Raw genomic sequence first — 23338 nt, 5'->3', positions numbered from 1 at the left:
GATTCTTAAACGAAAGTCTTAGGTTAAACCATTCGCTCAGTGTGGTTCATACGGCGAGCTAACGGCAGCCAGCACAATACCACCAGCATTGACATCAAAAACATCAGTAGACCAAGACTGAATTGTCCATTTTGTGGCATCAACGCTGACACCCATGTCGCCACACCAGAGCCCACATTTTGTAGTCCGCCCACCAATGCCCCTGCCGCACCAGCTAAATAGGGGAATGGCTCCATTGCGCCCGTTGTCGCCAATGGGAATAACATGCCTGCACCGAAAAAGAAAATAGAAGCGGGAACAAGTAGTGTCCATGTATTCATGATCCCGAACCAACCAGGAACCCACATCATGACCCCTGCAACTAAGCAAATCAGCACAGACTGCCACATAAGTGCCGAGAAACTCTTACCTTCACGCCCTGCATACCAAGCGCCAAAGAATGCCGCGGGAATAGGCAGAATAAACAGAATACTGACCGTGATACTGCTCAGCCCTAACACTCCGCCCATCAATACACCGCTACATGCTTCAAAAACGGCGATCCCAGCTAATGCACCAATCAACATCGTTAAGTAAGAAAGGAACGAACCGTTAGACAATAATTCACGGTATGATGCCACTAAATTATGCTTTTCTGGCGAGATTGGACGGGTTTCTGGCATCCAGCGATACATGCTTAGCAATACCCCACCGCCCAGTAAGAATAAGAAAATATAGCAGGCATGCCAGCCAAAGAAATAGGCCAATACCCCACCAAACATCGGCGCTAACAGCGGGCTAACTAATACCCCCATATTTAGCAAACTGTTGGCATAACGTAACGCTGTGCCTTTATACAAGTCACGAGGCATGGTTCTTACCATCACACCAGCAACACCGGTTCCTAATCCCTGCAAACCGCTCGCGACCGTTAATACGGTTAACGTTGGCGCGAAAATGGCGACAACCGTTGACACTAAGAAGATGGATAAACCCGCTAAAATCACAGGACGGCGACCAATTTGGTCAGACAAAGGACCGTATAATAATTGCGAAAAACCGTAAGAAAACAGATACGCCGCCATAACGCGTTGCACAGAACCGGAAGGCTCACCGAAATAAACAGCAATTTCAGCAATAACCGGAACATAGACTGTTTGAGTCATTTGCCCAACCGCAGCGAGGGCAATCAACATCAATAATAAATTAAAATTTTCAAGCTTTCTCATTTTGCTCTCAGACACTCACAATTCCCGAGCACAATATAGCGCCACATTATTAAGGTTTAATAACGCAAACACCTGCATTCAGGATTAAATAATAGATTTTTGTTTGTTGTTTTGCCCATTACATTGGAATTATATAACTAGCAAACAATTGAAATTGTTCTTATGTGATTAAGATAACAAAATTTATGAATTTTTCGAGCTAGAACACCATTTTAATTTTCAATGCATTGGCAGTAATATTCGCCACCCCTGTCAACTTAACTGTACATTAAAATTACCAAACCCTCCATTTTCAGAATAATCCACTAAAACACTTTATCGATAAGCATAAACAATGAACTGATCTAGTATGAAATCCTATTAAGTTCAGCAATGTATATCTTAAATAATTCACTGTGCTGAACACTTTCTCTGTGTTTTTTCGATAACAGGATACAGTTATGGCAAATTGGGTAACAGGTCGGGTAGTAGAAACCAAATATTGGACGGACACTTTATTTAGTTTAGTGGTTGATGCCCCAATTCAGCCGTTTATTGCAGGACAATTTGCCAAGCTTGCCCTTGAAGTTAATGGAGAACGCGTTGCTCGCGCCTACTCCTATGTTAATGCCCCTAGTGATAACCGACTCGAATTCTATTTTGTTATCGTCCCGAATGGTAAATTGAGTCCAAAACTTGCTGAGCTACAGGTTGGCGATACACTGCAAATCACCGATGAAGCGTCGGGTTTCTTTGTGTTAGATGAAATTCCTGAATGTCGGCATCTTTGGATGCTTTCTACAGGAACAGCAATTGGTCCATTTCTCTCCATTTTACAAGAGAACAAAGGGTTAGAACGCTTCGATAAAATCGTCCTGTTACATGCCGTCCGCTACCAAAAAGACCTCAGTTACCTGCCACTAATGCAGAAATTAGAGCAACAATTCGCAGGAAAATTACGCATTGTAACCGTAGTCAGTCGTGAACAAGTCGCCGGCTCACTGTATGGACGCGTTCCCGCATTAATTGAAGATCATCAGTTAGAGACGTTTGTGGGACTACCAATTGACGCAGAAAATTGCCACATTATGCTGTGTGGCAACCCTGAAATGGTGAGAGATACCCGCGATAAACTCAAAGACACTCATGGGCTAATAAAACATTTACGCCGTAAACCGGGGCATATTACCAGCGAGCAATATTGGTAATCGTTTTACTGCTAAGACAGGTAATCCACATTATCTGTCTTTTCTCCATAGGGATTTTCAGTTTCCATTCCCACAAAAACGCCGCAATCAATCAACATAATCATCGTAATCAACAGTGGAAGGAAGCGCCCAATTCCCCATTGCCAAATATCGGCTAATTGGCTCACATCGATGGAATAAAGTGCAAAAGCCAATACGATCAAAGCAAACCAACCTCCCGGTTTGCCTCTATCATGTAAGCGTTTGGTAAAAATCGCCGCAAGGGGATACAGTAGTAAAATAAAGAACACCACAATGACAGCATCAGGGATGGAAAACGCATTTTGCAGCAACGAAATTAGAGTTACGAGAATAAAGCAGCTGGCTATGCCTGCCCAAAAAGGTCGACGCCCAATTCTGCCTTTAAAGGAAAAAGCCCATTGTAGTAATGTCATTGTGTGTAATCCTGATACAATATTAATCTCTGAAGAATAAGTGGCAGAAAAAATGGCTCAACCAATATTCCGTTCCATGTCCATCATCATAACCGCTTTTGTATGCTATTTTCCACAAATGGCGCTGTCTCAAAAGGTACCCACTTTACCCGATACTGACTTAAGCGTGGCTTATTTGGCGCCCGATGCGCCAACCTTTAATCTCACTATTCCAGAGCTACGCAATCAGTTCAATCAAACGTATAAAGACTTGTATCTTCATGAATACAAAGTTATTGCTAGCCAAGATATCTCCGCACCCTATATCCGTGCCGCATCACGCATTAATCAGCAAATATACTCTTCCGCTGTTCTTGAGCGAGGCAGCGAGAAAATTAAAAGCTTGCAGATCACTTTGCTCCCTACTGACAATGAAGCGGATGCACAAGAGAATCGACAATTAATTGAACGTTATATTATCGCCATCATCCACCAATTTGATCCTAACGTTTCAATGGATAAAGCCCCTGAGCTAACAGCCGCACTCAACAAATTTATGGCAAATAAAAATCCAACGCGTGCTGAAGAGGCAAGATTGGGTGCGTTACGGTATATTTTGGTAAAAAGTGATAATAATATGCTTACTTTTGCTGTTGAACCGATTAAGCTAGAGCAATAAGCACTCGAAGACGATAAGTTTTCAAAGTCAATAAATAGACTAAATGGATGATGATCACGCTCTGACAATAAGCATGATGAAAAGCAAAGCTATTATTATCCATTGTTCCTATAATGCAGGAACAGTGACAGAAACGTCTCGTTGCGCGTAATTCGTTGATCGCGTGATGAAAAACTAATTGATTAATCATTCAAACTTCTTGGTTGGAGGAAATAACATGCGACATCCATTGGTAATGGGTAACTGGAAACTGAACGGCAGCACCCAGATGGTCAATGAGCTGATTGCTGGTCTGCGTAATGAACTGAGCAGCGTTGATGGCTGTGACGTGGCGATTGCACCACCCGCTATCTACTTAACTCAAGCTAAACACGCTATTGCAGGCAGCCGCATCGCATTAGGCGCACAAAACGTTGACGTCAACCTGTCTGGCGCATTCACTGGTGAAACTTCAGCTGAAATGCTGAAAGACATCGGTGCAAAATACATCATCATCGGTCACTCAGAGCGTCGTACTTATCACAAAGAAAGCGATGAGTTCGTTGCGAAAAAATTTGCAGTGCTGAAAGAGCAAGGATTAATCCCAGTTCTGTGTATCGGTGAAAGCGAAGCTGAAAATGAAGCTGGCAAAACTGAAGAAGTGTGTGCTCGCCAAATCGATGCTGTTCTGAACACATTAGGTGCCGAAGCATTCCAAGGTGCGGTTATTGCTTATGAACCAATTTGGGCTATCGGAACAGGCAAATCAGCAACGCCAGCACAAGCACAAGCTATCCATAAATTCATTCGTAGCCACATTGCGAAGAAAGATGCTGCTATCGCTGAACAAGTTATTATTCAATACGGCGGTTCAGTTAACGCAAGCAACGCTGCTGAGTTATTCACTCAACCGGATATTGATGGTGCTTTAGTGGGTGGAGCGTCCTTAAAAGCAGATGCTTTCGCCGTCATTGTTAAAGCTGCAGCAGAAGCTAAAAAATCAAAATAATTACGTTTTATTTTTAATTAAACGCCTATTTTATTTAAATAGGCGTTTTTATTTTTAATACCCTAAGATTAAATAATAAAAACCAATATTTATAAATAATTTTAAAATTATGACATGAAAATCAAATCACAATGTTTAACTCCACATTAAAATAGTGACAATATAAATATCAGACTATCTTCACTCTCATTGGAAATAACGATAAAAAACCGAATAAACACAGACTGATAGATGCGACCATATTAGCTAACCCACTAATTTAAATAGCTATCACATCAAAAAATAACAATAGACAATATCACGGAAGTTCATTTAGATTGCTTGCATCGGCTTGCCGATTATTTAAGAAAATAATATTTTAGTCATCACACTAATAATATATCAAAGATATCAATGAACCTTATTAATTGTAATTAAACCCTTGGACTTTCAATACAAAAGCCCATATTCAATCTTTTATAATTAATTTGTGCGCCCATTGAAAATAAAATCATTAGATAATTAAAGCATTCTATAAAGGATGAATATGAAGTCTATAACAGGTTTAATTCTTAGCACAGCAATCATTTTTCCAACCATCAGTTATTCTCAATCCACTGAAGACCATTGGCGAGTCAAAACCAATGTGTATCTTGAGCTTGAAGAGTATCAAGGTCAACGAGACTCACAGAATAACAAAGTGTATGACAAAGCCAGCATGATTGGTAAGTTATCACTAACTAATCCAACATCAACGTGGTCTTTTGATCTAGAACACCGAGAATCATTAAGAAATCACGGAAAGAACTTTTCCAACTCTCGCGATTCCTACATTCGTAACCGAACCCAAATCGGAGCAACCAAACAATTTATCAAGGATAAAATCTCTAATCTCGATATCAATTTTACCTATCGCAAAGAATCAAATGATGGAACTCCAGGTACACAATCCCGTTCATCTAATAGTTTGTATTGGCTAATGCCTTCAGGTTCAATCTACCTTGATAGCAGATGGACATTTGATTTTTGGGGGGCTTTTTACTATTACAGCAATTTCTATGAAGCCAACAGCTACGAATTTGAATCTGAAGTGGGCGTGAGCTACAAACTCACCGATGATATTAAGGCCAGACTCAGTTATTACAGCGATAAAGCGTGGGATAATGAATTCACTACGCAATCTTTACAACGTCAGATTCGCCTTGGCTTACCAGTCACCATTAACCAAAACTGGAGTATTTCCCCTTATTTCCGTTATCTCATTGCTGACATTGAATACAACAATAAAGGATATACAACCCAGCAATTACGCAGCGGCTACCGCATCGGAACTCAAGTGGAATACAAAGTGACGCCTAAGTTAGCCTTATGGGCGGGCGCGGCTTACGAACCGACTAACTGGAAATACCCGAAAGGCAATGAAAAAACATCAGGGAATAGCAATAAGCAGACGATGTATCTTGGTCAATTGGGTGTGAAATATAGCTGGTAAGCTATATACCTAGCCGCCCTCCAGCTATCAAGGGCGGCTAGATACTGAATTTTTTCTCTCTCTAATGGCTAACGGCGAATGATTTCATCGAAAACTCCGCCGTTAGCAAAATGTGTTTTCTGTGCTTTTTGCCAGCCACCAAAATTGTCATCAACGGTGAGTAATTTCAATTGAGGAAATTGCCCTTGATACGCTTTCGCGACTTGAGCATCACGAGGACGATAATAATTTTTCGCGGCAATTTCTTGTCCCTTTGGCGAGTACAAGAATTCTAAATAGGCTTGTGCCACTTCACGGTGATCTCGCTTGTCCACGGTCTTATCAACAACCGCAACTGTTGGCTCCGCCAAAATAGAAATACTTGGCGTGACGATTTCAAAATCCCCTTTAGCCCCTAATTCATTAATCGCTAATAGTGCTTCATTCTCCCACGCGATCAAGACATCACCAATACCGCGCTCGACAAAACTGTTCGTTGCCCCTCTCGCTCCGGAATCCAGCACTTCCACATTTTGATATAGCTGTTTTACAAACTGTTTGGCTTTTTCAGGATCATGATGATTTTTTTCTAATCCATATCCCCATGCCGCCAAATAATTCCATCGTGCTCCCCCTGATGTTTTAGGGTTTGGCGTCACGACTGAAACGTCTTTACGGATCAAATCATCCCAATCACGAATATTTTTTGGGTTATCTTTACGCACTAAAAAGACAATAGTCGATGTGTAAGGAGCTGAATTATCTGGTAGTTTTTTCAACCAACCTGAATTAATTTTGCCACTCTGGGCAATCGCATCGACATCATATGCTAATGCAAGCGTGACAACATCCGCCTCTAAGCCGTTAATAACGGAGGTTGCTTGTTTACCAGAGCCACCATGTGATTGTCGTACTGTGACGGTATCCCCTGTTTTCGCTTTCCAATAATCACCAAATTCCTGATTATATTGGCGATAAAACTCACGAGTTGGGTCATAAGAGACATTTAATATTTGAATGTCTTTCGCCCATGCCCCCGCAGTTAATAACAATAAAGAGAATGCCGCTATGGGATAGCGAGAACTTTGCCAGAAACGTACCATCATCCTTTTCTCCATTAATTGAAAACAGAATCAGGCTGACAGATACCCGCAACAACGGGAAATACCGAAAAGGTAAATCTTATACATAAGAGGAATATCGGAGGGAATATGCGTAATCTTCGCCGATATGATCAGCCTATCGCCAACCATACCGGTGAGATTTGCAATGACAGAGGAGAAAAATTAGTACAGTTTTTTCGCTGTTTCCAGCCAATCTTTCTTAAAGACGCGTTTCATGTTCATTACCGCATCAATAATATCATGGTGAACTAATTTTTCATTTTGGATCCCAACACAGCGCCCGCCATAGCCTTCAAGCAATAGCTGAATAGAATATGCGCCCATACGAGAAGCCAGAATACGGTCATAAGCCACTGGCGAGCCACCACGCTGAATATGCCCTAATACCGTCGCACGGGTTTCATGGTGAGTTTCTGCTTCAATATATTTCGCTAACTCGTCAACATCACAAACGTGCTCAGTGATCGCCACAATCGCATGACGCTTACCTTTTTCAATGCCACGCTTAATTTCAGCTAATAATTCTTCACGGTTAAATGGCATTTCTTGTTCTGGCAGCACTAAGAATTCACAGCCGCCCGCAATCGCCGCAGATAGCGTTAAATCACCACAATAGCGCCCCATCACTTCCACGATAGAGATGCGTTTATGGGAAGTGGATGTATCGCGTAAGCGGTCAATCGCTTCAACAACGGTTTCTAGCGCAGTGAAATAACCTATTGTGTAGTCTGTTCCAGCAACGTCATTATCAATCGTGCCAGGTAAACCAATACATGGGAAACCTAATTCAGTTAAGCATTTTGCACCTAAGTAAGAACCATCACCACCAATGACAACAAGTGCATCGATATGATTTTTCTTCAGGTTTTCAACTGCTATCGCACGGACTTTTTCATCACGGAATTGAGGGAAACGCGCAGAACCTAAGAATGTGCCGCCACGGTTGATCATATCTGAAACGCTATAACGGTCTAATTGCTTCATACGGTTTTCATAAAGACCGAGGTATCCATCAAAAATACCCATAACTTCCAAGCCTTCCGCTAACGCCGCACGAACCACGCCGCGAATTGCTGCGTTCATACCCGGTGCGTCTCCACCGCTTGTTAAAACCCCAATTCTTTTAATCTGCTTGACCATGATGACCTCTGATTAATGAACATAAATTGCAAATCTATGAAAAAACTACCGCACTATTTCCGCTTCCGCCTGGCAAACTGTTCCGCCTAACAGGCAGTTAATACTCACCACGCCATAGTGCTGAATTGATTCACCTAGCGAAATAATACGACAGCGCAGGGATTATGCATGCGTTTTACCGCCAATTTTTATGTTTTCTTGTGATCTCGATTACATAATTTTAGCTCAAATGACGAAAATCAACCTATCGCGCACAATCATCTTACTTCGAAGTACAAATTAAGTCTCGATGATAGCATGTTAATCTATATGCGACGCCATCATTACAAGCTGAACGCGACTTTCCTATAAAAAAAGCACCCGACGGTGCTTTTTGCTATTTAGCGATTTGCCCGTAATATAAAAATTAAGTATAAAAATAACGGGTTAAATGGAAGAAAATAGGTGCGGCAAAACATAAAGAGTCAATTCTATCTAGCATTCCGCCATGCCCTTCAATAATCGCGCCAAAATCCTTAATCCCGCTATCACGCTTAATTGCAGACATACACAAACCGCCCACAAAGCCCATTAACGTAATCGCCAATGACATTAACCCTGCCGCCCACCAACTAAATGGGGTGACCCAGTACAAGCAAATACCAATGAGCACAGAGCTTAATATGCCGCCGATAAACCCTTCCACCGTTTTATTTGGGCTCAACTTAGGCACGATAGGGTGTTTACCGAGTAGCTTACCGAAGACATATTGCAGCACATCAGAAATTTGCGTCACCACAATTAGGAACAGCAACAGCTTCACGTTTTCCCCTTGATACCCTTCAATATTCAGCATCAATAACGCGGGTACATGACTTAAACAAAAAACCGTGACCAACATGCCCCACTGAATTTTGGCGGTACGTTCTAGGAAATGATAGGTATCCCCAGCCAAAGCGATGCGTGTCGGTAAAAATAAGAACACAAATACAGGGACAAAAATCGAAAACATCCCGTACCATTCAATACCAACCAATACATATTGCAGCGGCAGGAAGACAAAGAAACACCAGAAAAGCGCCTCGTGATCACTACGACGCGTTGGCGCTAACGTCACAAACTCCCTTAATGCAAAGAAAGAGATCAGCGCAAATAAAATCACCACGCCAATATGACCAATCACTACCGCCAAAACGCAGATAATACACATCACCCACCAAGCACGGATGCGCGCATTCAGGTTATCAATCGTCGGATTGCTTTTCTCGCCAGAATAACGGTACGCCAAGATGCCGCCAATGACGCTGGCGACCATCAAGACACCGAAAACACCGGATAATAATAGGGCTAATTCGCCATCCCAAAGACTCATGGCATCATCTCCTCAAGTGCAGCTTTTGCTCTTTGCAAAAAATCTGCTTTATTTTCGTTTTCCGTTAACGGTGATAACGGCTTACCGACAGTTGCTGAGCAAATGATAGGAACCACGAGCTTTGTTCCTTTCGGTAGTACTCGATTTAAATTTTCCAAATACACTGGCACCACTTCAACATTGGGGTATTTTTTCGCTAAATGATAAATCCCGCTTTTGAAGCTACCGAGCTCTTCGCCATCTCCACGGGTTCCTTCAGGAAATAAAATCAGCGAATGGTTAGCGGTGAGTACCGCTTCTAGCGGTTCAAGGACAGACTCTTTAGCGGGCTTGTCCCCTTTTCTATCCACCAGCACAGCTCGAAATACGTTATTAACGAGATAACGACGAAATGACGAACCGTCCCAATAATCTTTGGCAGCAACAGGGTGAACAAAATGGCGCATTAATGGCGGTAATCCCGACCAAATCACTAAACCGTCGAGGTGACTTGAATGATTGGCATAGTAAATACGGGGAGTAATTGCAGGCTGACATCCTACCCAACGTGTACGGACTCCTGTTAATAAACGACAAGTACCGGACAACAGCATTCCCATTCCTTTCGCCAATAGAGAAACTCGCTGTGTTTTTTCCATCTTTTTTCCTTGCTCTTTCATCGAGCACAAATAAGGCAATGATAAAAAAAATTCTTAATCGTATTTTCTTAATAAGATAGGCAGCGCCGAGCAAGAGTACAACAGGATAAGTTCTGATTTGTGACTTTCTTTTTACCACCAGAATTGAGATAAAATGCAAAATATCTATAAAACCGAAACGCCAGATAAAAAATGGGGAAGCCTTAGCTTCCCCATTAATACCATTAGAGATAAAAATTATTTTTTATCTGCCTCAATGCGGTCACGAATATGTTGTGCTCGCGCATCTGATGGTGGGTGAGAATCAAACATGCTGGTTTCTTTGCTGCCCAATTTTGCTAATTTGTCAAAACCAGTCACTAAACCTTTGGTATCTACACCACGTTTTTTCAGCAGATCATAAGAGAAATCATCCGCTTGGCTTTCTTGGTGTTGAGAAAACTGAGAGTTAACCAGTTTTTGACCCAGCTCACCTAATTGTGAAGAACTTAATTGAGTCGCTACATCGTTACCTGATGCCGCTACCGCGGTACGAGCGGCTACCGCTGCATAAGCAACTTGCATCGCTTTACGGGTATGACCTAAAGCAACGTGACCCATTTCATGCCCCAGAACGCCTTCAACTTCGTTGTCGTTCATGATATCCATCAGACCGCTGTATACACGTACACAACCATTTGCCATCGCCCATGCATTGACATCTTTAGTCATGTAAACTTTATAGTTAACTGGCGTTCCTTCAACTTCACTACCCAACGCTTTAGCAATTTTGTTTAAGCGTTGTGTGTATTTGCTTGAAGCTGGTGCAATTTTGTTTTCTGCATCCATTTCTTTACAAGCATCATCGCTGAATTTTTTAACATCTGCATCAGATAATGTTGCAGCTTGGAATAATTGCATTCCAGAGTTGGTCATCAGCCCAGTGTCCATACTCTTACAACCCGTCATAATGACTGCAGAAACTGCGACTGCAACAAGCGCCTTCATTTTCATCTTATTTTTTTCCTTGCTAGAAAACTCTATTACTATTTTTAATAAACCATTCGAGGCTACAGCCTAAAGATTCTTTTTAAAATCACAATAAGAATAAAGCCATTAAATAAGTAATCTATGAATTCGATAACAATTTTATTCGAAGAGTGAAATTATCAGAATTATCCGCTAACTAAATAGTCGTGAATTGACGGAGTTGCATCACTCTAAAATAACTTGAATGGCTTTGTAGTGTTATCTTTCAAATAGTTCGATAACACAAAAATCGCCAAATAGTTCAGCCGAGGCAATGTATTGTGCAGGTACACTCTCTTTTTGCACCAATAAGGTTTCAAAATCATTTAGCACCCAGTGTTTCCCATCAACTTGCACATCTAACTTACCCTGTAAATTAAAAATCAGTACACAGTGACCATGGCTAATCCAGGATGTTACCGACTCGCTGGATACCCACTGTAGGCGCGCTAGATACTTTTCAGGGTTATAAATCACATTAAAATCGCGGATGGCTTCATTGATTAATTCGGCATACACATCACTTTCACCATGAAAGGCATGAAACTGTTTTTGTAATAAAGAAACGGGCGGGTTGTTATCTATCTGCAATACCATCCCAGAGCCTTCAAGCACCCCAATTATCCGTTGCTTGTTCGGAAAATACGAGAATGGACCTGCTGATTTCACATCCGCAATCGATACCCGCCAATCAAAGTTTTCTAACCCTTCACCGTGGCTTCGCGCCAGCTCTAAAGTGAATCCCTGACCATTTTTCCATGGCATTTTTTTATAATCTTGAGATGTTAGTATTTGGATCATGGCGCAGTATGACCTCTGTTGATGAACGAAAATGTAATTTGCAAGTGCACAGATAGTACGCGGAAAGTGAATGTATAGACAACCTAAAATGAGGCTGATAAAAAAAAAGCCCCTAAAAGGGGCTATAAAGACAGGGATGGTGTCTATGGCAAGGAAAAACTTCAGTTATTGCTACTTCACTACTTACTTCAAAAATCAACGATCAACTCAAAACTCAACTACAGGCTTTAAAAACTCAACTACAATCACTACTAGGATCTCTACTGCTTCACTTGATACTCAACGAACTTATGCTGATTAATCTGCTCAAGTTGCGCCTTCTGTTCTGGCGTCAGTAACTGGTAAAGTTCATGATGGATGCGAGCCATCTCAACGCGTTCATCCAGTTCTTTTTGCAATTGTTTCTCAAGTTGCGCTCGGACAGCTTTATCGTCAAAGCGATCCGCTATAATAAGTTTGTGTAATGACTCACGTTCTTGTATTGAGTCAACATTTTCAACATGGCGATGGCGTTGTGTTGCCATTAAGTCGCGAAGCTGTTGACGCTGTTTTTCACTCAACGTGATACCATTAAACATAAATTCACTGGCACGTTCGTCGCTATTTAATGATTCAGGAAGCTGAAATTGAATAGCGATATGTGTTGTTTGTAGTGGCTGGTCAGGCTGCATTTGTAGCACTAATGAGGGTTCATCATTACTACTACTTTCTGATGCTTCACCAAACGCAGCGACTGGACCGAAAACAAATGCAGAAGCTAAAACGTATGCGGCTGTTTTATGTACTGAACTGTGTTTTGTTCTGTGTACTATTCTTTGCATTTAGATACCTTGTCTCCGAACGATGCTCGTGATTCAATGGAGATAAATATACGCGGTCGGCTGCAAACTAGCGTCAGAGCATGTAAAAGAACGTAAAGTCATGGAATCGTGAAGATTGTTATCGTATTTTGGCAGTTGGAGGACTTAATTAATGCATAAAATCCTATTAGTTGATGACGACCGTGAACTCACGTCGCTCTTAAAAGAACTGCTGGAAATGGAAGGTTTCAATGTTGTCATCGCCTATGATGGTGAACAGGCATTACAGCAAATCGACTCATCCATTGACCTATTATTACTCGATGTCATGATGCCGAAGAAAAACGGTATTGAGACCTTAAAAGAGTTACGCCAAATTCACCAAACGCCTGTCATTATGTTAACGGCGCGCGGTAGTGAATTAGATAAAGTATTGGGCTTGGAGCTCGGTGCGGATGACTATTTACCTAAACCATTTAACGATAGAGAGTTAGTGGCGCGTATTCGTGCGTTACTACGCCGCTCGAACTGGAGTGAGCAAACTCAAGGGGATAATAGCAACACCCCAACGTTACAAGTGGACAAATTGCAGCTGAATCCAGGTCGTCAAGAAGCTAGCTTCGATAACGAAATCCTTGATTTAACAGGCACTGAATTTACGTTGCTTTATCTATTAGCGCAGCATTTAGGACAAGTGGTTTCGAGAGAACATTTAAGCCAAGAAGTGTTGGGCAAACGCCTCACACCATTTGACCGTGCTATTGATATGCATATTTCCAATTTGCGCCGCAAACTCCCAGAACGCACCGACGGTCAACCTTGGTTTAAAACCTTGCGTGGTCGCGGCTACTTGATGGTTTCTGCCACATGATCAACAGCTTAACCGCTCGAATATTTGCGATTTTCTGGTTTACCCTCGCACTCGTCTTAATGCTCGTGCTGATGGTGCCCAAGCTCGACTCTCGGCAGCTCACCGTCCTGATGGAAAGTGAGCAACGCCAAGGGGATATGCTTGAACAGCATATCGAAGCTGAACTCGCCCAAGCGCCCATGAACGACCTACTTTGGTGGCGACGAATCTCTAACGCCATCAAAAAATGGGCGCCCCCAGGCCAACGCTTGATCATTGTGACTAGCGAAGGTCGGGTAATTGGCGCGATGCCGAGTGAAATGCAAGTGATCCGTAATTTTATTGGTCAATCCGATAATGCAGACCACCCGAAGAAGAAAAAGTACGGGCGCGCAGAAATTTTGGGCCCATTTTCGATTCGAGACGGTGAAGATCACTACCAACTGTATTTAGTTCGACCGGCAAGCAGCCCACAGTCAGACTTTATTAACTTATTGTTTGACCGACCATTTTTACTCTTAATTGCCACCATGTTAATCAGTGCACCACTATTATTATGGTTATCATGGAGCTTGGCTCGTCCTGCCCGTAAATTAAAAATGGCGGCAGATGATGTGGCAAAAGGTAATTTACGTCCGCATCCCGAGCTAGAATCTGGTCCGCAGGAGTTTTTATCTACGGGCAACAGTTTCAACCAAATGATCAGTGCGTTAGATGGCATGGTCACTGCCCAGCAGCGACTTATTTCTGATATTTCTCACGAGCTGCGTACTCCGCTCACTCGGCTACAGTTGGCGACTGCATTATTACGTCGCCGCCATGGTGAGAGTAAAGAGCTGGAGCGCATCGAAACGGAAACTCACCGTTTAGACAGTATGATCAACGACCTACTCGTTCTATCTCGCAGTCAGCACAAAAATGAAATTCTCCGCGAACACATCAAAGCTGATGAGTTATGGGGAGATATTCTGGATGATGCGAGTTTCGAAGCAGAGCAGATGAATAAGACACTGGATGTGACATCGCACCCAGGTCCATGGCCGTTATATTGCAATCCATCCGCCATTGGCAGTGCGTTTGAAAACATCGTGCGTAACGCACTTCGCTATTCAAACACTCATATTGCGGTTGATTTCAAAGAAGAAAATAACGGCATTCTGATTACTGTCGATGATGATGGACCTGGTGTCAGCCCAGCTGACCGTGAGCACATCTTCCGTCCGTTCTATCGTACAGATGAAGCGCGAGACAGAGAAACTGGTGGCACAGGGCTTGGCTTAGCGATTGTCGAAACCGCAATTTCCCAGCATAAAGGCTGGGTGAAAGCGGACGACAGCCCATTGGGCGGGCTACGCCTACAAATTTGGCTGCCAGAGCACGGTCGTTAATCGCCTCTCCTTATTGAGGTCTTTGGTGCTGATGTGCCAAAGACCTTTTTATATATCCGCCATATATTCCTATCATATTCCGACAAATATTCCTTTCATCGTACAAAGCTGTAGATAATTAATCTTCCAACATAAACCAAATGATTATATTAATTCCTCAATCGTTTGATGATATTTGCATATTCGGGTTTGCTGCATAAACTAATAAGTAACAAAAATGCTCAGACAATTCTTATAAATATTATATTTCAACAACTTCATCATTGTTCGAGTATTTATCTTTATCTACACCATACGAGCGTGTTCTTCTGAAATATTAATAACATACATCAAGTCACTCGTGTCATTATCATTATTTTTATACTATTCAACCGTGTACAGATTTTTCTTTGACTAATGCTTCAACCGCTATCCACCATTAAGGTTTTTATCGATATATCGACCAATCTCAAACTTTACACTTAAAATGGAATGATATGCTATAGAATGACGAGTTAACTCCAGATAATGACGCTGAAATTCTATGCACAGTAGTGATTTCTAGGCGCCTCACATCGATAGTCACCCCGAGACTTTAGTGCTATTATTAAGGGCTTTTGATTGATCGTGCTTACGGCACGAGCCAACTGATAAGAGAAGGCGGTCATAAGCAGTGTTTATTAATTGAGCGATTTTGTAAAAAATGCAGTATTTTCAATTAATAAGTACTAAAATTGAAAATCTAATGGCGCTCTGGGACCCGATAACCCAGTGCGGTAGCTATGGGTGTTTTGTTGATATATTCGCTCGTTATAATTCGTTTAAAATATACATCTCCATGAAGAATTTTTAATCAGATATTCATAGCTAAAGAGTGTTATTGATTCATATTAGTATTAATTGAATAGCCCTAATTATTTAATAATTGGAGCTCAATTATTAAAATATAAAAAAACAATTAGGAATTGAACAGTGAAGGGCATTATTTTAGCGGGTGGTTCAGGAACAAGATTATATCCAATCACCATGGGTGTATCGAAACAATTACTCCCTATTTATGATAAACCAATGATTTATTATCCACTTTCAGTTTTGATGTTAGCGGGTATTCGTGAAACACTCATTATTACAACTCCTGAAGATCTAGAAAGCTTTCAACGTTTATTAGGCGATGGCTCTCAATTCGGTATCTCTCTCCAATACGCTGTGCAACCTAAACCTGAAGGCTTAGCTCAAGCCTTCATTATTGGTGAAGAGTTTATTGGCAATGATAGTGTTTGCTTAGTACTTGGCGATAACATCTTCTGGGGTCAAGGTTTTTCTCCTAAATTACTCCATGCAGCAAATACTAAAGACGGTGCAACCGTATTTGGCTATGAAGTGCCTGATCCTGAACGTTTTGGTGTAGTTGAATTTGATGAACACTACAATGCGATTTCAATTGAAGAAAAACCATTAAAACCAAAATCTAAATATGCTGTCACTGGTTTATATTTTTATGATAATGATGTCATTGATATAGCTAAAAATATCCAACCATCAGACCGTGGTGAATTAGAAATTACAACCGTCAACCAAATTTATCTTAAAAATAAAAAACTTAAAGTTGAATTACTTGGTCGTGGATTCGCTTGGTTAGATACAGGTACCCACGATAGCCTTTTAGATGCATCTAGCTTTGTTGAGACGATTGAAAAACGCCAAGGCTTTAAAATTGCTTGCTTAGAAGAAATAGCCTTTAGACAAAAATGGTTAACTACAGAACAAGTATTAAAAACAGCAAATAAGTTCCGTAAAAATAATTATGGGCAATATTTAATTAACCTCATTGAGAAAAGAAATGAAATTAATTAATACTATTGAATTCAAGAAACTCGGGGATGACCGAGGTTCATTAATTTCGATGGAACAAAATAAAAACATTCCATTTGAAGTAAAACGTATTTATTACATTTTTGGCACTAAAGAAGGCGTTTCTCGCGGATTTCATGCACATAAGGAACTAAGGCAACTCGCCGTTTGTGTTAGAGGAAGCTGCCGCTTTATTATGGATGATGGTAAAAATAAGGAAGAATTAGTTCTTGATTGTCCTCATAAAGGCTTACTAATTGAACCAATGCAATGGCATGAAATGCATGATTTTTCAGAGGATTGTATCATAATAGTTCTCGCTAGCGATTACTACGATGAAACTGACTATATCCGTGATTACAACCTCTTTTTAGAAGGATATAAAAATGTATATTCATCCATTAAGTGATGTCCAAACTTGCCATATTGGTAAAAATACACGGATATGGCAATTCAGTGTTATTCTTGAGTATGCCCAAATAGGTACTGATTGTAATATTTGCGCTCATACTCTAATCGAAAATGATGTTATCATTGGTAATAATGTAACGATAAAATCAGGCGTCTATTTATGGGATGGTTTACGGATAGAAGATAATGTTTTTATTGGTCCCTGCGTAACATTTGCTAATGATAAATATCCTCGCTCAAAGCAGTACCCTGAACAATTTCCAAATACCATAATTCAAAAAGGTGCATCTATTGGTGCAAATGCAACCATCCTGCCCGGTATAGTCATTGGTGAAAACGCCATGATAGGAGCAGGAAGTGTGGTGACAAAAAATGTTCCTGCTAATGCCCTTGTAGTTGGAAACCCAGCTAAAATTACACGTTACATAGAATAATTGTAGGATTAAATATGATAAATTTTCTCGACCTTAAAAGCATTAATCAACAATATCAACAAGAATTACATGATGCTTGCAAGAGAGTAATTGATTCTGGTTGGTATATTATGGGTAACGAACTTGAAAGTTTTGAAAAAAACTTTTCTAGCTACTGTGGAACAAAATACACCTTAGGCGTTGCTAACGGGCTAGATGCTTTAACTCTCGTACTGAGAGCATGGAAAGAACTCGGCAAAATCAAAACAGGTGATGAAGTCATTGTCCAAGCAAATACCTATATTGCTTCTGTTTTAGCCATCACCGAAAATGATCTTATCCCTGTATTTGTTGAACCAGATGCGGATAGCTATAATCTTTCAATTAGCAACGTAGAGGCTGCAATCACAAATAAAACTAAAGTTATCCTACCAGTTCATTTATATGGGCAAATTTCACCAATGCCAGAAATTATGGCATTAGCGAAACAGCACAACCTGCTAGTTTTAGAAGATTGCGCTCAATCTCATGGCGCTATGATTGATGGAATCAAATGTGGTAATTGGGGTGATGCAGCGGGCTTTAGTTTTTACCCTGGAAAAAACCTCGGAGCTTTGGGGGATGCAGGGGCAATAACAACAAATAGTGAAGAATTAGCCAATACACTAAAAGCTTTGCGTAACTATGGGTCACATCAGAAATATTTAAACCTTTTTCAAGGTGTAAATAGCCGATTAGATGAGATTCAAGCTGCAATGCTAAATGTTAAATTAAAATATTTAGATCAAGAAACTGAAATTCGTCAAAACATAGCTCTTACCTACCTTGATAAAATCGATAATCCACTAATTAAATTACCTTTAGCTGTAGATGAATACAAGAAAAATATCCCTAGCCATGTTTGGCATTTATTTGTTATTACAACAAAATATAGAGATGCACTACAATCGCATTTAAATAATTTAGGTATACAGACTTTAATTCATTACCCTACTCCCCCCCATAAACAAAAAGCTTATAAAAACTTTAACTACCTATCATTACCAATTACTGAAGCAATCCATCGGGAGATTATAAGCATCCCCATTAGCACCACACTAAAAACTGATCAATTAGATTTAATAATTAACAACATTAATAATTTTTCATCTCTATAATATGAATTTATTAAAAACAAGCATTCTAAGCTTTATATCTGTACTTGTGAAAATGCTAGCATTATTAGGTATTAATAAAATAATTGCAATTTATGCAGGACCTACAGGATATGCTAGCTTTGGTCAATTTCAAAACTTAATGCAAATGTTCAATTTAATTGGTTCAGGAGGGATTAATAATGGTGTTATAAAACTTACAGCAGAGCACAATGGAAAAAGTGAAATACAATATCAAGTATGGAAAACTGCCTTCATTTTATCTTTAGTTTGTACATTATTTACCTCCATAGTAATAATCAGTCTTAGAGATTTTTTATCCCTATATTTTTTTTCCACTAATTCATTCGAAATAATATTTGTCATATTATCTTTTAGTTTATTTTTTTTAATTTTAAATAATTTTTTATTATCCATTTTAAATGGAAATGGAGAAATAAAAAAATATACTCTAGCCAATATTTTAGGTAGTATTTTATCAGTTTTATTTACGTTATTTCTCACTTTTCAATATAAACTGACTGGTGCATTAATTGCACTATGCACATATCAATCAGTATCATTTATTGTTACCTTCATTCTATTTATTAAAACAAAATATTTTTCAAGGAAGATATTTTCGGCTCAATTCAATCCTTCACATGCTAAAATTTTATTAAAATTCTCATTAATGACTTTAGTTTCTGCGATATGTACTCCACTGACATTAATATTAATAAGAAATATAATAAATCACGAGCTTAGCTGGGCTGACGCTGGCTATTGGGAGGCTGCATATAGACTAAGCTCAGTATATACAATGATATTTTCTAGTATTCTAGTAGTTTATTTTTTACCTAAGTTTTCATTTCTTCAGAGCAAGAAAGAAATCATTAAAGAGGTTAAATCAGGGTATATTTTATTAACCCCATTTTTAATTTTTTCTGCCGTGATTTTATATAGCACAAAAGAAATTATAATATCAATCCTCTTTTCCAATGAATTCTCAAGTGTGAGTGAAATACTGAAATATCAAATTATTGGTGATTTCATAAAAATATATGGTGTACTTCTATCATATTTATTAATTTCTAAATCTATGACTTTTGAGTACATTACATCAGAAATTTTATTTTCTTTTTCTTTTTTGATTTTTAGTTTTATTTTAATTAAATATATGCAACTGGAAGGCGTAACTCTTGCGTACTTAATATCATACTCCATATATTTAGCAATCAATTTATTTTTTATAAAAAAGAGAATTTCTTATAAATTATGAAAAAAGTCACTCTGATATTCCCTTTTATTGGAAATATAAGTAAAGCTCATATTTACGCACTTAACCAGCTAGGTCGATTAAAAAATGCAAATATTATTTTTATTACTGATGAAAGAACAAATTCTCTACTAAAGAAAAATAAATTAAATATAGAAATCAAACTGATTGACTCTATTTTCAATTACAACAATACCTTGAACATATCTATAAATGACATTATCGATTCACCATATAAACTATGTGATTATAAACCCTTCTATGATTTACTATTCAATATCCCACTAAATGATTATTGGGGATTTGGTGATTTAGACTGTATATATAACACTAAAGTTATTGATGATAAATTACAAAAAATAAATAATCCACATGCAATTTATGGTGATAGAGGGCATTTTACAGTACTTGGTTTCAAAGCCTCGATGATTATGCAAAAATTTTTAATTCAAAAAATAAACGAGTTTAAATCTAAGAAAATAGATTTATTGTCAAATAAAAAGAATTATGCATTGGATGAATTTCATTTTCTACATGTCGCATGTCACTATCTTGAGGCAAAAAAAGAAATAAAATGGGAGCGAGATTTTTTCAAACCATTACTTGATGTTGACTATAAAAATATAATACCTAAAAATATCCTCAAGGATCAGGAGTATAGTTTTAGCACTCAAAAAGTATATATAAATGAAAAGGAGTCTAACATATCCTATATTCACTTGCAGAAAAGAGAAGTAATCATTGATAATAAAATAACTTCTAGCATTAACTATTTATCATTCTCACCTGTAAATGGAAATGCCATTTATTCTTCAAGTAAGTTACTTTACCCAAAAGCAAAACATCTGCATAGATTGATTTACTTTTTACGCATTTTACTTAAAAGAATAAAATACAGAATTAAAAATCATTCCTTTAAAAAACGCCCATCCCTAAAAGGTTTGAAATATAAAAATGAAAGTTAAGATCATTAATCAAATCATTTTTTTATCGTCAATCATTTCATTTTCCATTTTAATATTTAATTTTTCATTTTTTTATGAATCAATAATATTGAGAGGATTAAATGAAACATTGATGTGGATAAATAACGTAAAACATGGTGACTATGCTAGACCATACTATTTCATTATAGAATACATATCAACTGAAACAAATCTAGATATTTTCCTCACCACCATTCTAACATCTTTAATTTGCTTTCTATATTGTTTATATAGATTCAAAGTTACTTCATCAATTGAAAATCTAGTCTTTTTTTTGATTGTTTTTAATATTCTCTCATTATTATTATTTTTTTCTCCCGGTAGAACATCTTTAACAATTGCAGGTTTAATATTTTGTTACTCATGCCTGTACCCTAAAATAAAATTTTTCCGACTAGCTATTGGTTTGCTTTTTCTATTTTATTTGCATTCCGCATCTTTGGTTACACTTGCTATATTTTTAGTATATGACATGGTCATTTTAACAATCAATAAACTATCCGTGAAAGTTATAGTAAAATACATCTTGAAATTATTATTCTACCTCTTAACTTTTGTTTTTTTCTATATTGTCCTCTATTTCGATAATGACTATATTCATGTAAATAATAATAGTGGAAATATAGCAGTCATATCCATGATGGTTATCATTTCCTTTTTGGTACTTCATTATACCAATTTTGATTATTTTATTCTTTTATTAATAATAATATCTCTATATTTACTTGCTTTTGAAATAAATGCTACATATACATATAGAGTTATATTCCTCCCTTTATCCCTTGCTATTTTCATAAAGAAAATATGCTATCGTAATTAGTGAGACTAACATTGAAACATATATTTTTATCTAACAGTGATCATGCCGGTGGGATAGCATATAATGTTAAGAAAATTTATTTGGAGTTGAATAAAAAGAATATTAAGTGCTCCACTTTATATCTTAACAATTATAAGAAAAGTGATATAAAAAAAATAGTCTTTGAAAAAGATGTATTAGTATTATATTGCACTAGTACAATGACTTTATTAATATCATGCATGATATTTTTAATTAGGGCTTCTTTATTAAAAAAAACCATTATTTCCCAAATAATTTATCATCCGCGATTTATAGACCCTCGAGTATCTCACTTTAGAAAAATATTGAATTTTTCAATTCGAAATATCCCTCAACGAAATATCTTTTATTACTCTGATGAATGTGTTTATTCTAGTAAAATTATAAGTTATGACTTAGTCGATAAAAATAATATTATTGGATTATGTTCTATTTACAATGATATAAAAGCAAAGGAGTTTTCTATCCATGGAGTTTTAAATAACTATAGAGAAAAAAATAAAAAAATTATTTCTACTATTGGTAGGCTAGTCGATTTCAAAATCGGATATATTATTGAACTAATAAGACTAGCAAAAATGAGAAATGATTTCATTCTCGTAATCATTGGTTTTGGTCCTGAAGAAAAAAAAATAATCGAGCTTATATCTAACAGTGAAAGTATATTTTTCATTGGTAAGAGAAGTATAGCTGAATCGAAATATCTCGTAGAAAACTCCGATTTATATGTAGGTATGGGTACAACTTTAGTTGATGCAAACTCATTATCCATCCCCGCGATTGTAGCTATAGAATCAAATAACCAAGGATTAACATCAGGTTTTTTTTCCAGTGGTTCTTCTATGTGTTTCGGCGAGTATAGTTGTACCTCACAGTACTATAAATTAGCAGATTTTCTTTCCAACATACTCGATGATAATGAGGACATTCCAAAGGCAACTAAAAACAAAAGTCACCCATGGAATAAAATAGAAAATAATATTCCTTATTTAGAGAATATATCATTTTTAAAAGTTTTAATAATCATTACATCCATATTTACCAGCTATATATTTAGGTTTTTTTCAAAGAATGATTATCATTAATAGGTGATTTATGAAATATTTGGTCACGGGAAGTGCTGGATTTATTGGTTTTAGATTGTGCCAAAGACTGTTAGAAAATGGGCATGAAGTTGTTGGTATCGACAATATGAACGCTTATTACGATAAAGGATTGAAACAGTCTCGCCTGCATATTCTTGAACAATATCCGCAGTTCCGCTTTATTCCTCTTGATATCACAGACCGTGAAAAAGTGTTGGTGCTGTGTACGCAAGAGAATTTTGACCGCGTTATCCATCTTGCAGCACAGGCAGGGGTACGTTACTCGTTACAAAACCCCTTTGCCTATGCAGACAGTAATCTGAATGGGCACTTGGCGA

The 23338-nt window shown here is 38.2% G+C and carries 23 protein-coding genes; 14 read left to right on the top strand and 9 right to left on the bottom strand.

Going from position 1 to position 23338, the window contains the following annotated elements; genetic code table 11:
* Window positions 1-23 precede the first annotated feature (23 nt).
* Window positions 24-1208, bottom strand: coding sequence for a multidrug efflux MFS transporter EmrD (gene emrD / locus PR795_RS16955; RefSeq protein ID WP_272516966.1), 1185 nt, complete (start codon window positions 1206-1208; stop codon window positions 24-26).
* A 440-nt stretch (window positions 1209-1648) separates the two neighbouring features.
* Here emrD and fpr point away from each other — a divergent pair, with 440 nt between their 5' ends.
* The gene (gene fpr, locus PR795_RS16950) at window positions 1649-2395 is read left to right on the top strand and encodes a ferredoxin--NADP(+) reductase (RefSeq protein WP_006660523.1); all 747 of its coding nucleotides are present in this window, start codon (window positions 1649-1651) and stop codon (window positions 2393-2395) included.
* 11 nt (window positions 2396-2406) lie between these two features.
* Here the strand turns inward: fpr and PR795_RS16945 are convergent, their stop codons facing one another.
* Window positions 2407-2829: a DUF805 domain-containing protein gene (locus tag PR795_RS16945; protein WP_006663190.1), complete on the bottom strand. Its 423-nt coding sequence runs from the start codon at window positions 2827-2829 to the stop codon at window positions 2407-2409.
* 52 nt (window positions 2830-2881) lie between these two features.
* Between PR795_RS16945 and PR795_RS16940 the strand changes: the two genes are divergently transcribed.
* The 3 genes from PR795_RS16940 (at window position 2882) to PR795_RS16930 (ending at window position 5946) form a co-directional block, all read left to right on the top strand.
* Window positions 2882-3487 carry a DUF1454 family protein gene (locus PR795_RS16940; protein WP_272516963.1) on the top strand — a complete coding sequence of 202 codons (606 nt, stop codon included), beginning with the start codon at window positions 2882-2884 and terminating at the stop codon, window positions 3485-3487.
* 217 nt (window positions 3488-3704) lie between these two features.
* On the top strand, window positions 3705-4475 hold the full coding sequence (tpiA, locus tag PR795_RS16935; RefSeq protein ID WP_006663192.1) for a triose-phosphate isomerase: 771 nt from the start codon (window positions 3705-3707) through the stop codon (window positions 4473-4475).
* A gap of 520 nt (window positions 4476-4995) precedes the next feature.
* The gene (locus PR795_RS16930; protein WP_006660527.1) at window positions 4996-5946 is read left to right on the top strand and encodes an OmpG family monomeric porin; all 951 of its coding nucleotides are present in this window, start codon (window positions 4996-4998) and stop codon (window positions 5944-5946) included.
* A gap of 68 nt (window positions 5947-6014) precedes the next feature.
* Here PR795_RS16930 and PR795_RS16925 read toward each other — a convergent pair whose 3' ends face one another.
* The 7 genes from PR795_RS16925 to PR795_RS16895 form a co-directional block, all read right to left on the bottom strand.
* The gene (locus PR795_RS16925; RefSeq protein WP_154601267.1) at window positions 6015-7031 is read right to left on the bottom strand and encodes a sulfate ABC transporter substrate-binding protein; all 1017 of its coding nucleotides are present in this window, start codon (window positions 7029-7031) and stop codon (window positions 6015-6017) included.
* Window positions 7032-7211: 180 nt separating this feature from the next.
* Window positions 7212-8189 (bottom strand): 6-phosphofructokinase, encoded by a 978-nt coding sequence (gene pfkA, locus PR795_RS16920; RefSeq protein ID WP_006660529.1) that lies wholly within the window; start codon window positions 8187-8189, stop codon window positions 7212-7214.
* A 406-nt stretch (window positions 8190-8595) separates the two neighbouring features.
* On the bottom strand, window positions 8596-9540 hold the full coding sequence (locus PR795_RS16915) for a phosphatidate cytidylyltransferase (RefSeq protein WP_006660530.1): 945 nt from the start codon (window positions 9538-9540) through the stop codon (window positions 8596-8598).
* Window positions 9537-10178: a lysophospholipid acyltransferase family protein gene (locus tag PR795_RS16910; RefSeq protein ID WP_006663196.1), complete on the bottom strand. Its 642-nt coding sequence runs from the start codon at window positions 10176-10178 to the stop codon at window positions 9537-9539. The genes PR795_RS16915 and PR795_RS16910 overlap by 4 nt, the downstream gene beginning before the upstream one ends.
* 237 nt (window positions 10179-10415) lie before the next feature.
* Window positions 10416-11171 (bottom strand): M48 family metallopeptidase, encoded by a 756-nt coding sequence (locus tag PR795_RS16905; protein ID WP_006660532.1) that lies wholly within the window; start codon window positions 11169-11171, stop codon window positions 10416-10418.
* A 234-nt stretch (window positions 11172-11405) separates the two neighbouring features.
* A complete protein-coding gene (locus PR795_RS16900) occupies window positions 11406-11987 on the bottom strand; it encodes a HutD/Ves family protein (RefSeq protein WP_006660533.1) in 582 nt (193 codons plus the stop codon).
* 260 nt (window positions 11988-12247) lie between these two features.
* A complete protein-coding gene (locus tag PR795_RS16895; protein ID WP_006660534.1) occupies window positions 12248-12808 on the bottom strand; it encodes a Spy/CpxP family protein refolding chaperone in 561 nt (186 codons plus the stop codon).
* A gap of 151 nt (window positions 12809-12959) precedes the next feature.
* Between PR795_RS16895 and cpxR the strand changes: the two genes are divergently transcribed.
* From cpxR to PR795_RS16845, 10 genes are all read left to right on the top strand, one after another.
* Window positions 12960-13658, top strand: coding sequence for an envelope stress response regulator transcription factor CpxR (gene cpxR, locus PR795_RS16890; protein ID WP_006660535.1), 699 nt, complete (start codon window positions 12960-12962; stop codon window positions 13656-13658).
* On the top strand, window positions 13655-15025 hold the full coding sequence (gene cpxA, locus PR795_RS16885) for an envelope stress sensor histidine kinase CpxA (protein WP_006660536.1): 1371 nt from the start codon (window positions 13655-13657) through the stop codon (window positions 15023-15025). Before cpxR ends, cpxA begins: the two co-directional genes overlap by 4 nt.
* 951 nt (window positions 15026-15976) lie before the next feature.
* Entirely contained in the window at window positions 15977-16858 is an 882-nt protein-coding gene (gene rfbA / locus PR795_RS16880) for a glucose-1-phosphate thymidylyltransferase RfbA (RefSeq protein ID WP_181480379.1), read from the top strand.
* Window positions 16845-17264: a sugar 3,4-ketoisomerase gene (locus PR795_RS16875; RefSeq protein ID WP_181480380.1), complete on the top strand. Its 420-nt coding sequence runs from the start codon at window positions 16845-16847 to the stop codon at window positions 17262-17264. The genes rfbA and PR795_RS16875 overlap by 14 nt, the downstream gene beginning before the upstream one ends.
* Entirely contained in the window at window positions 17242-17700 is a 459-nt protein-coding gene (locus tag PR795_RS16870; protein ID WP_181480381.1) for an acyltransferase, read from the top strand. The genes PR795_RS16875 and PR795_RS16870 overlap by 23 nt, the downstream gene beginning before the upstream one ends.
* A 14-nt stretch (window positions 17701-17714) precedes the next feature.
* A complete protein-coding gene (locus tag PR795_RS16865; RefSeq protein WP_181480382.1) occupies window positions 17715-18836 on the top strand; it encodes a DegT/DnrJ/EryC1/StrS family aminotransferase in 1122 nt (373 codons plus the stop codon).
* A gap of 1 nt (window position 18837) precedes the next feature.
* Window positions 18838-20091: an O-antigen translocase gene (locus PR795_RS16860; RefSeq protein WP_181480383.1), complete on the top strand. Its 1254-nt coding sequence runs from the start codon at window positions 18838-18840 to the stop codon at window positions 20089-20091.
* Window positions 20088-21053, top strand: coding sequence for a DUF6625 family protein (locus tag PR795_RS16855; RefSeq protein ID WP_181480384.1), 966 nt, complete (start codon window positions 20088-20090; stop codon window positions 21051-21053). The genes PR795_RS16860 and PR795_RS16855 overlap by 4 nt, the downstream gene beginning before the upstream one ends.
* An 852-nt stretch (window positions 21054-21905) precedes the next feature.
* Window positions 21906-23000: a glycosyltransferase gene (locus PR795_RS16850; RefSeq protein ID WP_181480385.1), complete on the top strand. Its 1095-nt coding sequence runs from the start codon at window positions 21906-21908 to the stop codon at window positions 22998-23000.
* 10 nt (window positions 23001-23010) lie between these two features.
* Window positions 23011-23338: SDR family NAD(P)-dependent oxidoreductase (locus PR795_RS16845; protein ID WP_272516962.1), on the top strand; the 328-nt coding region annotated here is incomplete at its 3' end.

The organism is Providencia sp. PROV209, assembly GCF_028479485.1.
Lineage (GTDB): Bacteria > Pseudomonadota > Gammaproteobacteria > Enterobacterales > Enterobacteriaceae > Providencia > Providencia alcalifaciens.
Note: the sequence above shows the minus strand (reverse complement) of the source record. Positions and strands in the feature narration are given on the sequence as shown.